This is a genomic window from Streptomyces sp. GL_141 (assembly GCF_057834385.1).
The window spans coordinates 7,684,887-7,698,888 of sequence record NZ_CM174402.1; the positions used below are offsets into that span (position 1 = coordinate 7,684,887).

Below are 14,002 nucleotides of genomic sequence, written 5' to 3' on the forward strand. Positions count from 1 at the left end.
GAAAACGAAGGAGTCGCCGTGTTGAACCAAGGCATCGGCTCTTGGCCCACGCGCCGGGCCCGCAAGACCCCGGACCGGGTCGCCCTCGTCCACGAGGACCGCTCCTGGACCTACCGCGAGCTCCACCAGCGCGTCCTGCGCCTCGCACACTCCCTGCGGGAGCTGGGCGTGGCCCGGGGTGACCGGATCGCGTACCTCGGCCCCAACCACCCCGCCTTCCTGGAGACGCTGTTCGCCGCCGGCCTGCTCGGGGCGGTCTTCGTCCCGCTCAACACCCGTCTGGCCGCCCCGGAATTGACGTACAACCTGTCCGACTCGGGCAGCGTCGTCCTCGTCCACGCGCCGGAGCAGGCCCTGGCCGCACGCGCGGCGGCCGACGAGGCCGCAGTGCGGCACCGAATCGCGCTCGACGGGCCCGACGAGGGGGTCCTCGGCTACGAGGAGTTCCTCGCCGGCGGAGCTGCCGCGCCCCTGGACGAGAGCGTGGCGCCGCAGGACACCTGCATGATCATGTACACCTCCGGGACCACGGGCCGCCCCAAGGGCGCCGTCCTCTCCCACCACAACATCATCTGGAACAGCGTCAACGTCCTCGTCGACACCGACCTCACCGGCGACGAGGTGACCCTGGCCGTCGCCCCCCTGTTCCACACCGCAGGCCTCAACATGACCTGCCTGCCCACTCTCCTCAAGGGCGGCCGGGTGGTGCTGCTCGGTGCCTTCGATGCCGAACGCGTACTGGAGACCATCGAGAACCAGCGTGTGACGTACATGTTCGGCGTCCCCACGATGTACGACGCCATGGCCGCCCGGCCCCGCTGGGCGACGACGGACCTGTCCAGCCTGCGCACCCTCAACTGCGGCGGCGCACCCGTTCCCGCACGCACCATCGCCACGTACCTCGCCCGCGGCCTCGCCTTCAGCCAGGGCTACGGCATGACCGAGGCGTCTCCCGGAGTCCTCTTCCTGGACAGGGAGCAGACCTCGGCCAAGGCCGGCTCCGCGGGCGTGCCGCACTTCTTCACCGACATCCGCGTGGTCCTGCCGGACGGCCGGGACGCCGAACCCGGACAGCGTGGTGAGGTCCTCGTCCAGGGCCCCAACGTCATGACCGGCTACTGGGGCCGGCCGCAGGACACCGAGGCCGCCTTCGCCGGCGGCGGCGAAGGCCACTGGCTGCGCACCGGCGACGTCGCCCGGACCGACTGCGACGGGTACGCCTACATCGTCGACCGGGTCAAGGACATGTTCGTCTCGGGCGGCGAGAACGTGTACCCGGCCGAGGTCGAGGATGCGCTCCTCACCCACCCGGCCGTCGCCGAATGCGCGGTCATCGGGGTGCCCGACCCGGTCTGGGGCGAAGTCGGCCGCGCCGTCGTCATCCTCAGGCCCGGAGCTCGCGCCGACGAGCACGGCATCCTCGGCCACCTGCACGGAAGGCTCGCCAAGTACAAGATCCCCAAGTCCGTGGTCCTCACGGACACCCTGCCCCGCACGGCCTCCGGAAAGATCATCAAGCCCGCCGTGCGCGACACCCACGCGGGCGGTCCCGCAGACCACCCCCACCGCTGAAGCCCCGCTCGCCGGCCGCACTCAGCGCTGCCTGCGCCAACGAAAGGTCCCTCCATGCCGACCATCGCCAACGGCCTCGACGAACTCAAAGCCCTCAGCGGAGCCGACCTCGGCCGCACCGAATGGTTCGACATCACCCAGAAGCGGGTGAACACCTTCGCCGACGCCACCGACGACCACCAGTGGATCCACACCGACCCGGAGAAGGCGAAGGACGGCCCCTTCGGCGGCCCCATCGCCCACGGCTACCTCACCCTCTCCCTCATCATTCCGCTCTTCGGTGAGCTGCTCACCATCACCGGCGTCTCCATGAGCGTCAACTACGGCCTGGACAAGGTCCGTTTCCCCAGCCCCGTCCCGGTCGGGGTGAAGATCCGACTGCACGGCGCCGTCGGGACTGTGGAGGAGGTCAAGGGCAACGGCGTCCAGATGTCGCTGACGTTCACCGTGGAGGTCGAGGGCAGCGACAAGCCGGCCTGCGTGGCCCACGCCGTCTACCGCCACTACGCCTGATCGTCCCAACTCACGCAGGGCCGTTGCCGCGTCCGCCGCCGCACGAGGGAGGCCCTTTCCCGGACCACGGGTGGACCGCACGCGTTCGAGGCCGAGCCTCGGATCGCGCGTGCGGTCCTCGGCACGCCCGTGGGCGGGCAGGACGGGCCCCGGAGCCTGATGCCCGGGCGGAAACCCCGACCCACCCGGGTCAGTAGCCCCGGGCCGCCCGCATGCCCCTTCCGCGGGCGATCCTCGACGCCGCGTCGGAACCGAGAAGGTCGAGGACCTCGCGGGCGCGGTGCGGCTGGGTGGACGCGGCCAGTACGGCCCCACTGAACACCGAGCTGATGGCGGCTTCGCCCGGCAGGGGGCCGATGACGAGGACGCCCGGCAGGTCCATGAGCTCGCTGTGCTGTTGAAAGGCCAGGTCGGCTTGGCCGGACGACAGCAGGCTGCCCGCGGGCACCCCCGGCGGGGCTTGGACAAGCCGGTCCCCGAGCGTGTCGGCGAGATCCAGACGGGTGATCAGGTCGATGAGGGACGTACCGCTGGGGCCTGTGGAGTAGGCGATCCGCTTCGCGGACAGAAGAGCGGCTCGCAGATCGGATTCCGAGCCGAGTGCCGGAACCGGTGTTCCCTCCGGCACGGCGGCGACGACCTGGGAGACCCACAGCGGGCGCACCGTACCCCCGAGGAGGCGCCCTTCCTTCTCCAACGCGGCCAGTGCTCCGTCGGCGAGCACGAGCAAGTCTGCTTCGGCGCCCTCGCGCACCCGCCGTGCGATCTCCACCCCGCCGGCAGACTCGAAACGCACCGGAATCCCGTGAGCGAGTCGGATGTGTTCGGAAAGCTCGCCCACTATCGGCCGCGTCGCCATCGAGGACAGCCCAGAGATCTCTTGGTTCACGTTGTCTCCTTGGTGTCCGGCGGTTGCTACGGCGCCCGTTCGGGCAGCGGGGCGTCCTCTGCGAGACTGCGGGTGTGAGCACAACCCGGAGCACCGCGGCTGGAAAGGTCCTCAAGGTCCTCGAGGCCTTCGATCGCGAGCACACGTCGCAGACACTGTCGCAGATCGCCCAGCGCACAGGTCTGGCCTTGAGCACCACGCACCGAGTGGTCGCGGAGCTGGCGGAATGGGGAGCGCTGGAGCGGGACGAGGAAGGGTCGTGGCACGTCGGGCTGAGGCTCTGGGAGATCACCTCGGGATGCCCCCGTACCCAGATCCTGCGTGACGCGGCCTTGCCGTTCATGCAGGACCTCTACGAGGCGACTCACGAGAACATTCAGCTCGCGGTGCGCGAGGGTACAGAGCTCGTGTTCGTCGAACGTATCACCGGTCATCGATCGGTGCAGCTGTTGACCGCGGTCGGGACCCGGTTCCCCGTCGGCTCCACCGGGATGGGCCGGGTGCTGCTCGCGCACGCACCACGGGACATTCAGGAGGAGGTCCTCGAATCGCCGCTGCGCGCCTGGACCCCGCACACCGTCACCGACCCGAAGACGCTGCGTGCGCAACTGGACCGTATCCGCCGCGAGCAGGTCTTCATCAGCGACCGGCAGCTCTCCGAGGATACGGTCGCGGTGGCAGCGCCTGTACGGATCGGCCGGACCGGGCCGGTCAGTGCCGCTTTGGGGATCGTCGTCGCGGCGAGCGGTGCGAGCAATGTGCGCGGGCTGCGCGAGCCCCTTCTGAGGGCCGTCCACGGGATCTCCGACGAGCTCGGCCGGCGCGCCCACGCGACGGTCTGACCTTCGAACGGCCTTCCGCCTGACGGAAACACCGGCGACCGGCGGCGGCTCCGGGTGTCAACGTTCGGGGTGTTCCGAACGTTCGCAGTTGCTCAGGAGATGCCATGGCCGACGCCACCGTCGACACCGTTGCCTCGGTTCCCGTCGCCATCATCGGTGGTGGTCCGGCCGGCTTGATGCTGGCCCACCGGCTCGGGCGAGCGGGGGTCGAGACGATCGTGATCGACACCCGCTCCCGGCGCGAGATCGAGACGACGCAGCGGGCCGGCATCCTCGAGGCCGACGCAGCCCGGGACCTGGTCGAGACCGGCGTGTCCGACCGGGTCCTGCGGGAGGGTCACGAGCACGAGGGCGTCGAGATCCGGGTCGGTGGTCGCCCGTACCGCATCGACTTCAAGGAGCTGGTCGGCCGGTCGGTATGGCTCTACCCGCAGACCGACGTGTTCACCGACCTGGCCGACGCCCGGGACCGCGACGGCGGCACGGTCCACTTCGGCGTCAAGGACACCGAGGTCCTCGACATCACGACCGACGCTCCCCGGGTCCGCTACACGGCGCCCGACGGGTCCCGCCAAGAGATCCGGGCGCGGTACGTGGTCGGCGCGGACGGCTCGCGCAGCATGTGCCGCGATCTGGTGCCCGAGGACCGCAGGGTGCGCTACGGCAAGGAGTACCCCTTCGCGTGGTTCGGCATCATGGCCGAGGCGCCGACGAGCGCGCCCGAGCTGGTCTACGCCCACTCCGAGCACGGGTTCGCGCTGATCAGCCAGCGCACCGAGACCGTTCAGCGGATGTACTTCCAGTGCGACCCCGACGAGTCCGTCGACACCTGGCAGGACGACCGCATCTGGGAGACGCTCCAGGTCCGGGTGGCCGGTCAGGACGGCTTCCGTCTCCATGAGGGGCCGATCCTCGAGAAGACGGTGCTGCGGTTCCGCTCGTTCGTGCAGGAGCCGATGCGCTGGGGCTCGATGGTGCTCGCGGGCGACGCCGCACACACGGTGCCGCCGACCGGCGCCCGCGGGCTCAACCTCGCACTGCACGACGTGAAGGTGCTCGCCCCAGTCCTGGTGCGAGCACTCGGCAGCGCGGGCGAGGCCGTGCTGGACGACTACCAGCCGCGCGCCCTGCAGCGGGTCTGGCGGGCGCAGAACTTCTCCTACTGGATGACCCAGTTGCTGCACACCGCGCCCGGCGGCACTCCCTTCGACCTGCGGCGCCAGCTCGGCGAGCTCGACAACGTGGTGGGCAACCGCGCCGGGCGCGCCTACCTCGCCGAGCAATACACCGGCTGGCCCACCGGCTCCCACGGCTGACCCCGACGACCAGCAGGAGAGAACACATGATCATCGACTGTCACGGTCACTTCACCACCGCGCCCCCGCAGTTGGCGCAGTGGCGGGACCGCCAGGTGGCCGCGATCGGCGCCGCCGGGCACGCGCCCGATCCGGACGACCTGGTCATCACCGACGACGACCTGCGTCACGCGATCGAGAGCAACCAGCTGCGGCTCATGGACGAACGCGGCAGCGACCTGACGATCTTCTCCCCGCGCGCCAGCTTCATGGCCCACCACATCGGCGACTTCGAGGTCTCCAAGGTGTGGGCGCGGATCTGCAACGACCTGATCCACCGGGTCTGCACGCTCTACCCCGACCGCTTCGCCATGGGCGCGATGCTGCCGCAGTCGCCGGGCGTCGAACCCGCGACCTGCCTGCCCGAACTGCGCCGTGCGGTCGAGGAGCTCGGCGCGGTGACGGTCAATCTCAACCCCGACCCGTCGGGTGGCAAATGGACCGCGCCGGCGCTGACCGACCGCAGCTGGTACCCGCTCTACGAGGCGATGGCCGAGTACGACATACCCGCCATGATCCACGTCAGTACGTCGTGCAACCCGGCCTTCCACACCACCGGCGCCCACTACCTCAACGCCGACACCACGGCGTTCATGCAGCTGGTCCAGGGAGACCTGTTCGCCGACTTCCCGACGCTGCGGTTCGTGATCCCGCACGGCGGCGGCGCGGTGCCCTACCACTGGGGCCGGTTCCGCGGCCTGGCGATGGCGCTGGGCAGGCCGGACCCCGAGACGCTGCTGGACAACGTCTTCTTCGACACCTGCGTCTACCACCAGCCCGGCATCGACCTGCTCACGCAGGTGGTACCCAGCCGGTCCGTCCTGTTCGCCAGCGAGATGATCGGCGCGGTCCGCGACATCGACCCGAGCACCGGTCACCACTTCGACGACACGAAGCGGTACGTCGAGGCCACCGCGCACCTCTCCGACGAGGAACGCGCAGCCGTCTACAGCGGCAACGCCCTGCGCGTGTACCCCCGCCTCGCCGCTCGGCTCGCCGCGGCCGGCCACTGAAACCCAGGAGAAGAACGCATGGAACACACCGAGCTGGGTGTCGTCCACACATCGATCACCCGCGCCGATCCGGAGGCCGTCGCCGCGCTGTCGGCGTTCGGCGTCGCGACGATCCACGAGGCCATGGGCCGGGTGGGACTGATGCGCCCCTACCTGCGCCCCGTCTACTCCACGGCCCGCCTGTGCGGCACCGCGGTGACCGTGCTGCTGCAGCCCGGCGACAACTGGATGTTCCATGTCGCCGCCGAGCAGATCCGCGAAGGCGACGTCGTGGTCGCGGCCTGCACCACCGAGAGCGAGGACGGCTTCTTCGGCGACCTGCTCGCCACCTCGTTCCGCGCCCGGGGCTGCAAGGGCCTGATCATCGACGGCGGTGTGCGCGACACGGTCGACCTGGAGGAGATGGACTTCCCGGTCTTCGCGCGGGCCATCAATTCCAAGGGCACGGTCAAGGCGACCCTGGGCTCCGTCAACGTGCCGGTGGTCTGCGCCAACGCACTGGTCAGGCCCGGCGACGTCGTCGTCGCGGACCGCGACGGTGTCGTCGTGGTACCGCGCGAGCGGGCCGCCGAGGTCGCCGAGGCGTCGGCCCGGCGGGAGGCCAACGAGGACGGCAAGCGCGCGCGGTTCCGCGCCGGTGAACTCGGCCTGGACATCTACGGAATGCGCGGCCCGCTGGCCGAGCTCGGACTGCGCTACGAGGACTGACGATGACGACGACCTTCGACAAGACCCCCGGCTGGCTGGACTGGTACGCCGATCCGAGCCGGCCGCGGTTCCAGGTACCCGAGGGCGCTGTCGACGCCCACTGCCACGTCTTCGGCCCGGGCGCGGAGTTCCCCTTCGCCCCCGAGCGGAAGTACACGCCCTGCGACGCGTCCAAGGACCAGCTCTTCGAGTTGCGCGACCGGTTGGGCTTCGCCCGTAATGTCGTGGTGCAGGCGACCTGCCACGGCGCCGACAACAGCGCCATGATCGACACTCTGCGGGCCGCGGGGGGCCTGGCCCGGGGCGTCGCGACGGTACGGCCGGGCATCTCGGACGCGCAGTTGAGGGAACTGCACGAGGCCGGCGTCCGCGGGGTGCGGTTCAACTTCGTCAAACGGCTCGTCGACGCGGCGCCGCGGCAGGACCTGTGGGACGTCGCCCGGCGGATCGCACCCTACGGCTGGCACGTCGTCGTCTACTTCGAGGCGGCCGACCTCGCCGACCTGCGTGACTTCTTCCTCTCGATACCGGTGCCGCTGGTCATCGACCACATGGGGCGGCCCGATGTCACCAAGGACGCGCACGGCCCGGAGTTCGAGACGTTCCTGAACTTCATGCGGGCGAGACCGGACATCTGGTGCAAGGTGACCTGTCCGGAGCGGCTTTCGGTGAGTGGACCGCCCGCCCTCCAGGGGGAGCGGGAGTCATACCGCGATGTCGTGCCGTTCGCCCGGCGCGTGGTGGAGGAGTTCCCCGACCGGGTGCTGTGGGGCACCGACTGGCCACACCCGAACCTCACCGGCCACATGCCCGACGACGGTCTGCTCGTCGACTTCATCCCGCACATCGCGCCGACGCCCGAGCTGCAGCGGAGGCTCCTCGTCGACAACCCGATGCGCCTGTACTGGCCGGACGCGGACTGACCCACCTCACGATCGGAGCCCCACCATGTCACTCGACAAGACCTACAAACTGGTGCCAGGAACCACCATCTTCGACGCCGAGCAGTCCGCCAAGGGGTACCACCTCAACCAGTTCTGCATGTCGCTGATGACGGCGGAGAACCGCGCGCTCTACCTCGCCGACGAGCGCGCCTACCTGGACGCGTGGCCACTGCGGGAGGAACAGAAGCAGGCGCTGCTCGACCGCGACCTCAACGCCGCCATAGGCGAGGGCGGCAACATCTACTTTCTCGCCAAGTGGGGCGCGACGCTCGGGCTGTCGTTCCAGCAGATGGCGGGATCGATGACCGGCATGACCGAGCAGGAGTACCGCGGCATGATGGTCGGCGGCGGCCGCTCCGTCGAGGGGAACCGGATCGACCACGCCGTCCTCGAAGCGGCACACGCCGACCCGACGCCCCCCGCCGGGCACGCCACGATCACCGGCGCGGTTTTCACCTCGCACGTGCCGGCCATCGGCGCGGCGATCGACCACCACAAAACCGGCGACCCCTATTGGGTGCCGGTCTTCGAGGGCTACGAGTTCTCCAAGCAGTGGGAGAAGGAGAACCTGCCCGACGTGGTCTTCTTGGTCTACAACGACCACGCCACCACGTTCGACCAGTCGCTGATCCCGACCTTCGCGCTCGGCACCGGAGCGGCCTACTCCACCGCCGACGAAGGCTACGGACCCCGCCCGGTGCCGGGCATCAAGGGCGACCCTGACCTGGCCGCGCACATCGCGCACTCGCTCATCAGGGACGACTTCGACCTCACCCTTGTCAACGAGATGACCGTCGACCACGGCTTGACCGTCCCGCTGTCGCTGATGTTCGGGGACGTCGAGGAGTGGCCGTGCAAGGTGATCCCGTTTCACGTCAACGTGGTGCAGTACCCCGTGCCCTCGGGTGACAGGTGCTTCCGGCTCGGCCAGGCGCTGCGCAAGGCGATCGAGTCCTACGACCGGTCGCTGAAGGTCCAGGTGTGGGGCACCGGCGGCATGAGCCACCAGTTGCAGGGTCCCCGCGCCGGCCTCATCAACCGGGAATGGGACAACGCCTTCCTCGACAAACTGATCGCGGACCCGGTCGGGTTGTCGCAGGTCCCGCACCTGGAGTACGTGGAGGAGGCGGGCTCGGAGGGCATCGAGCTGGTCATGTGGCTGATCGCCCGCGGTGCGATGAGCGACCTCGACGGGTCAGGACAGACCGAGCTCAAGCACCGCTTTTACCACGTGCCGGCGTCCAACACCGCCGTCGGCCACCTGATCCTGGAGAACCACCCGCGGGCCCAGAAGCCCGCTGAGAAGGAGTGACCGGCATGACCGACGACCAGACCATCCGGATCGCCCTGGCCGGAGGAGGCGCCTTCGGAGCCAAGCACGCGGCCGCGCTCAGGCGGATCAAGGGCGTGGAGGTGGCTGCCGTCGTGAGCAGCACCCTCGAAAGCGCCCGGAACTTCGCCGCGGAGCAGGGCATCGGCCGAGGCGTCGCGACATTGGAGGAGGTACTGGCGATGGACGACATCGACGCCGTCATCCTCGCCACGCCCACCCCCCTGCACGCCGCGCAGACGCTGGCCTGCCTCGAAGCGGGCAAACACGTCCAGACCGAGATCCCGCTGGCCGCCTCCCTCACCGACGCCGAGGCGTGCCTGGAGGCACAACAGCGCACCGGACTGGTTGCGATGGTGGGGCACACGCGGCGCTTCAACCCGAGCCACCAGTGGGTACGGCGGCGGGTCCAGGCTGGAGACTTCAACATCCAGCAGATGGACGTACAGACCTACTTCTTCCGCCGCACCAACCTCAACGCCCTCGGCCAGCCGCGCTCCTGGACCGACCACCTGCTGTGGCACCACGCCGCGCACACCGTCGACCTGTTCGCGTACCAGACCGGCTCGCCGATCGTGCAGGCCAACGTGGTCCAGGGTCCGATCCACCCCGAGCTCGGCATCGCGATGGACATGTCGATCCAGCTGCGCGCGGAAAGCGGCGCCATCTGCACCCTGTCACTGTCGTTCAACAACGACGGGCCGCTCGGCACGTTCTTCCGCTACATCGGCGACACCGGCACCTACGTCGCGCGCTACGACGACCTGGCGACCGGCAAGGACGAGCCGATCGACGTGAGCGGGGTCGACGTCTCGATGGACGGCATCGAACTGCAGGACCGCGAGTTCGTCGCCGCCATCCGCGAGGGCCGCGAGCCGAACGCCTCCATCGCCCAGGTGATGCCCTGCTACCGGACGCTGGCGGCCCTCGAGGAACAGCTCGACGCCATCCCGGTCCCGTGACCACGGCACCGGCGGCAGGCCCGGGCGCTGAGCATCAGCTGCGGCCGGGCAGCTCGGCCAGCCCGTAGAAGACGATCCGCTCACACTCTGACAACTCACCGTCCGGCTGTCCCGGTGGGGCCGTGCAGCAGGGTCATCTTCTCCGCGTCGAACAGGATGGGTCCAGCCTGGTGTTTCGAGGAGTCGCGGCGGAGCGCGTTCATCGGTGTCAGCAGCACGCGGCGGCTCGCCGCGCCAGCCCACCGATGTGTCGGGAATCGAAGGCCCGGACCCCCCAACGCTCCTCGGGTACCGAAAACGGCTGGTCAGGGCCTCGCGAGGAGGAGGGCGAGGAGATCACCCGCATCTATTCCCCCCAGATCCTCCCCAGTGGACGCTGCCTGGCGGGATGCGCGTCGGCGTGCGTCGGCCGGGCCGGTCCCGCGCAGTCGGGTGCTCGGGCAGTGACATGCGCTTCAGGCGCGGTGCGCTCACGATGAGGGGGACCGGCGACAAGGAGTGGAGCATGACCAGTCCGGGTGAGCGGTCCCGACGCGGGCGGGCCGTCCGCAAGAGCGTCAGCCGTGCTTCGCACGGACGGTGGACAGCGTCGACCGACCGGCCCGATCCCGTCGGGGTGCTGGAGCGGCAGGCGGTCGACCGGCTCCCGGAGCTACTGCCGATCCGCTACGGCCGGATGGCGGCGTCGCCGTTCGCGTTCCTGCGTGGCGCGGCCGCGGTCATGGCGGCCGACCTGGCCGCCCAGCCGGACACGGGCCTGACCGTCCAGCTGTGCGGGGACGCGCACCTCTTGAACTTCGGCATGTTCGCCTCGCCCGAGCGGTCCCTGCTCTTCGACCTCAATGATTTCGACGAGACCCTGCCCGGCCCCTTCGAGTGGGACGTCAAACGGCTCGCCGCGAGTGTCGCGGTGGCCGCACGCCAGAACGGTCACGGCGACGACTGGGCCAGAGGATCGGCTCTTTCGGCGGCCCGGTCCTACCGGCAGACCATCAGGGAACTCGCAGGGCAGGGCGAACTGGAGGTCTGGTACCACCGGATCGACACCGCCGATCTGCTGCCCCTCATCCGCAAGCCCAAGCTGCGGGGCCGGGTCGAGGCCGGCCTGGCGCGCGCCCGCCGCCGTACCAGCCTTCGTGCTCTGGAGAAGCTGACCGAGGTCCGCGACGGCGGCCGGCGGATCGCCCACGATCCGCCGCTGCTGGAACCGCTGGACCGAGCCGAGTCGCAGGCCGTGGGCGCGGTCTTCGGCGAGTATCGCAGCACACTTCCCGAGGAGCGCCGCCTCCTGCTGGACCGGTACCGATTCGTCGACGCGGCACGGAAGGTCGTCGGTGTCGGGAGCGTGGGGACCCGCTGCTACATCGTGCTGCTCACCGGCCGCGACGATGACGACCCACTCTTCCTGCAGATCAAGGAGGCAGGTCCCTCCGTCATGCAAGGCCACCTCCCGGCCGACGGCCATGATCACCACGGTCACCGGGTCGTGGCGGGCCAGAGGCTTCTGCAAGCCACCAGCGACATCTTCCTCGGCTGGATGAGCGGCCCCGAGGGGCGCCACTTCTACAGTCGGCAACTGCGCGACATGAAGGGATCGGCCGAAGTCGCGACCATGTCCCGGGTCGTCCTCGGCCAGTACGCCGGGCTGTGCGGCAAGTCGCTGGCGCGCGCCCATGCCCGCTCCGGTGACCGCATCGCCATCGCGGGCTACCTGGGCAGCGCCGACACCTTCGACCGCGCCGTCACCGACTTCGCGCTCCGCTACGCCGACCGGACCGCGGCCGATCACGCCTTGCTGACCGGCGCCGTCGCCGATGGCGCCGTTACAGCCATCAGCGGCGTCTGAGCGGCCCGGCTCCGGGCGGGTCCCGCGCAGCGGAAGCCGATGTTGCCGGTGGAGGACTCCGGGGTGTTCTGCATCCTCGCCGAGACACGGTAGCGGCGACAGTGGGAGGCGTGGCAGAGGTACGAACCCCTCGCGCAGGGCGCGGGCCGAGCCGGCCGGGGGCCCGCCGGGTTCTCACGCGGGCCCGTGGCTGCCAGGTGGGGGGAATGGGGAGGACCGATACATTTTCGCCGCCGCCGTGAACAGGGTGGCCTGGGGACCGAAGCAGGCGCCTGCCGGGCATAGGCCCAGGTCAGGCGCCTTCTTTAGCGGGCTTAGAAGAAGCCCAGCTTATTCGGCGAGTAGGACACCAGCAGATTGTCCATGTAGTGGGATCTCGGAGGCAAATGAACCATGGAATCACGCGGCTTCGGTCGCTCTTCCGAGACGTTTGTACAGTGCCTGACCGGTCGGTTGCGCAGGTCAGGCACTGTGCTCAACTTTTAGAAGAAGCCGAGCTTCTTGGGGGAATAACTTACCAACAAGTTCTTCGTCTGCTGGTAGTGCTCCAGCATCATCTTGTGGGTTTCCCGGCCGATGCCCGACTGCTTGTAGCCGCCGAAGGCCGCGTGGGCGGGGTAGGCGTGGTAGCAGTTCGTCCAGACGCGGCCCGCCTGGATCGCTCGGCCCGCGCGGTAGGCCGTGTTGATGTCGCGGGTCCAGACGCCGGCGCCCAGACCGTACGCCGTGTCGTTCGCGATGCGCACCGCGTCGTCGAAGTCCTGGAACGAGGTCACCGACACCACCGGGCCGAAGATCTCCTCCTGGAAGATCCGCATGCGGTTGTCGCCCTCGAAGATGGTCGGCTGGACGTAGAAGCCGCCCGCCAGTTCGCCGCCGTGCTCCACGCGCTGCCCGCCGGTCAGGATCTTCGCGCCCTCCTGCTGCCCGATCTCCACGTACGACAGGACCTTCTTGAGCTGCTCGGCCGAAGCCTGCGCGCCGATCATCGTGTCCGTGTCCAACGGGTGGCCCGGGACGATCAGTTCGGTGCGGGCCACGGCCGCGTCGAGGAAGTCGCCGTAGCGGCCGCGCTCGATCAGGGCGCGGGAGGGGCTGGTGCACACCTCGCCCTGGTTGAGGGCGAACATCGTGAAGCCTTCGAGGGCCTTGTCCCGCAGGTCGTCGTCGGCGGTCCAGATGTCGTCGAAGAAGAGGTTGGGGCTCTTTCCGCCCAACTCCAGCGTGACCGGCTTGAGGTGCTCCGCCGCGTACTGCAGGATCAGCCGCCCGGTGGAGGTCTCCCCGGTGAAGGCCACCTTCGCCACGCGCGGGCTGGACGCGAGCGGCTTGCCGGCCTCCTCGCCGAAGCCGTTGACGATGTTCACCACACCCGGCGGCAGCAGGTCGGCGATCAGGCTCATCAGGTAGTGCACCGACACCGGCGTCTGCTCGGCCGGTTTCAGCACCACCGTGTTGCCCGCGGCCAGGGCCGGAGCCAGTTTCCACACGGCCATCAGGATGGGGAAGTTCCACGGGATGATCTGGGCGACCACCCCCAGCGGCTCGTGGAAGTGATAGGCCACCGTGTCCTCGTCGATCTGACTGAGGGCCCCCTCCTGGGCGCGCAGTGCGCCCGCGAAGTAGCGGAACTGGTCGACGGCGAGCGGCATGTCGGCGGCCAGGGTCTCGCGGATCGGCTTGCCGTTCTCCCAGGTCTCCGCGACCGCGAGCGCCTCCAGGTGCTGCTCCATCCGGTCCGCGATCCGCAGCAGGATCGTGGAACGCTCGGTGATCGAGGTGCGTCCCCACGCGGGCGCGGCGGCGTGCGCCGCGTCCAGTGCGCGCTCGACGTCCTCGGCCGTACCGCGCGCCACCTCGGTGAAGGTCTCGCCGGTCACGGGGGAGGGGTTGGCGAAGTACCGCCCGAGGGCGGGCTCGACGTACTCGCCGCCTATGAAGTGGCCGTAGCGGGACGCGTACGACATGAGCGCGCCTTCGGTGCCGGGCGCAGCGTAACGGGCCATGGAGGGACCTCCCCTTGCCGGG

At 69.6% G+C, this 14,002-nt stretch carries 12 protein-coding genes and 1 pseudogene; 10 read left to right on the forward strand and 3 right to left on the reverse strand.

All coding sequences use genetic code 11. The features are described from left to right. The first annotated feature begins 18 nt into the window (after positions 1 to 18). Together AC3IX6_RS34270 and AC3IX6_RS34275 are read left to right on the forward strand one after the other, a co-directional pair. Complete coding sequence (locus tag AC3IX6_RS34270) at positions 19 to 1,572, forward strand: acyl-CoA synthetase (RefSeq protein ID WP_489367161.1); 1,554 nt, start codon at positions 19 to 21, stop codon at positions 1,570 to 1,572. Between the two features lie 54 nt (positions 1,573 to 1,626). Further along, complete coding sequence (locus tag AC3IX6_RS34275; RefSeq protein ID WP_489367162.1) at positions 1,627 to 2,085, forward strand: MaoC family dehydratase; 459 nt, start codon at positions 1,627 to 1,629, stop codon at positions 2,083 to 2,085. A 190-nt stretch (positions 2,086 to 2,275) separates the two neighbouring features. On the opposite strand, the gene AC3IX6_RS34280 is transcribed toward AC3IX6_RS34275, so the two are convergent. Continuing rightward, positions 2,276 to 2,944: a substrate-binding domain-containing protein gene (locus tag AC3IX6_RS34280; protein WP_489371648.1), complete on the reverse strand. Its 669-nt coding sequence runs from the start codon at positions 2,942 to 2,944 to the stop codon at positions 2,276 to 2,278. Positions 2,945 to 3,048: 104 nt separating this feature from the next. Here AC3IX6_RS34280 and AC3IX6_RS34285 point away from each other — a divergent pair, with 104 nt between their 5' ends. The 8 genes from AC3IX6_RS34285 (at position 3,049) to AC3IX6_RS34320 (ending at position 11,974) form a co-directional block, all read left to right on the forward strand. Then, positions 3,049 to 3,816, forward strand: a complete 768-nt coding sequence (locus AC3IX6_RS34285; RefSeq protein WP_489367163.1) for an IclR family transcriptional regulator — start codon at positions 3,049 to 3,051, stop codon at positions 3,814 to 3,816. 104 nt (positions 3,817 to 3,920) lie between these two features. After that, a complete protein-coding gene (locus AC3IX6_RS34290; RefSeq protein ID WP_489367164.1) occupies positions 3,921 to 5,132 on the forward strand; it encodes a 4-hydroxybenzoate 3-monooxygenase in 1,212 nt (403 codons plus the stop codon). A 26-nt stretch (positions 5,133 to 5,158) separates the two neighbouring features. After that, positions 5,159 to 6,184, forward strand: coding sequence for an amidohydrolase family protein (locus AC3IX6_RS34295; protein ID WP_489367165.1), 1,026 nt, complete (start codon positions 5,159 to 5,161; stop codon positions 6,182 to 6,184). 18 nt (positions 6,185 to 6,202) lie between these two features. After that, entirely contained in the window at positions 6,203 to 6,892 is a 690-nt protein-coding gene (ligK, locus tag AC3IX6_RS34300; RefSeq protein WP_489367166.1) for a 4-carboxy-4-hydroxy-2-oxoadipate aldolase/oxaloacetate decarboxylase, read from the forward strand. A gap of 2 nt (positions 6,893 to 6,894) precedes the next feature. Continuing rightward, positions 6,895 to 7,815, forward strand: a complete 921-nt coding sequence (locus tag AC3IX6_RS34305; RefSeq protein ID WP_489367167.1) for an amidohydrolase family protein — start codon at positions 6,895 to 6,897, stop codon at positions 7,813 to 7,815. A 25-nt stretch (positions 7,816 to 7,840) separates the two neighbouring features. Then, entirely contained in the window at positions 7,841 to 9,148 is a 1,308-nt protein-coding gene (gene ligA, locus AC3IX6_RS34310) for a protocatechuate 4,5-dioxygenase subunit alpha (protein WP_489367168.1), read from the forward strand. Positions 9,149 to 9,153: 5 nt separating this feature from the next. Then, positions 9,154 to 10,128 carry a Gfo/Idh/MocA family oxidoreductase gene (locus tag AC3IX6_RS34315; RefSeq protein ID WP_489367169.1) on the forward strand — a complete coding sequence of 325 codons (975 nt, stop codon included), beginning with the start codon at positions 9,154 to 9,156 and terminating at the stop codon, positions 10,126 to 10,128. A gap of 505 nt (positions 10,129 to 10,633) precedes the next feature. After that, positions 10,634 to 11,974: a DUF2252 domain-containing protein gene (locus AC3IX6_RS34320; protein ID WP_489367170.1), complete on the forward strand. Its 1,341-nt coding sequence runs from the start codon at positions 10,634 to 10,636 to the stop codon at positions 11,972 to 11,974. A 14-nt stretch (positions 11,975 to 11,988) separates the two neighbouring features. Here AC3IX6_RS34320 and AC3IX6_RS34325 read toward each other — a convergent pair. Together AC3IX6_RS34325 and exaC are read right to left on the reverse strand one after the other, a co-directional pair. After that, a pseudogene (locus tag AC3IX6_RS34325) lies at positions 11,989 to 12,177 on the reverse strand (SUMF1/EgtB/PvdO family nonheme iron enzyme); the annotation flags it as partial. 279 nt (positions 12,178 to 12,456) lie between these two features. Continuing rightward, positions 12,457 to 13,980 carry an acetaldehyde dehydrogenase ExaC gene (gene exaC / locus AC3IX6_RS34330; RefSeq protein ID WP_489367171.1) on the reverse strand — a complete coding sequence of 508 codons (1,524 nt, stop codon included), beginning with the start codon at positions 13,978 to 13,980 and terminating at the stop codon, positions 12,457 to 12,459. Positions 13,981 to 14,002 lie beyond the last annotated feature (22 nt).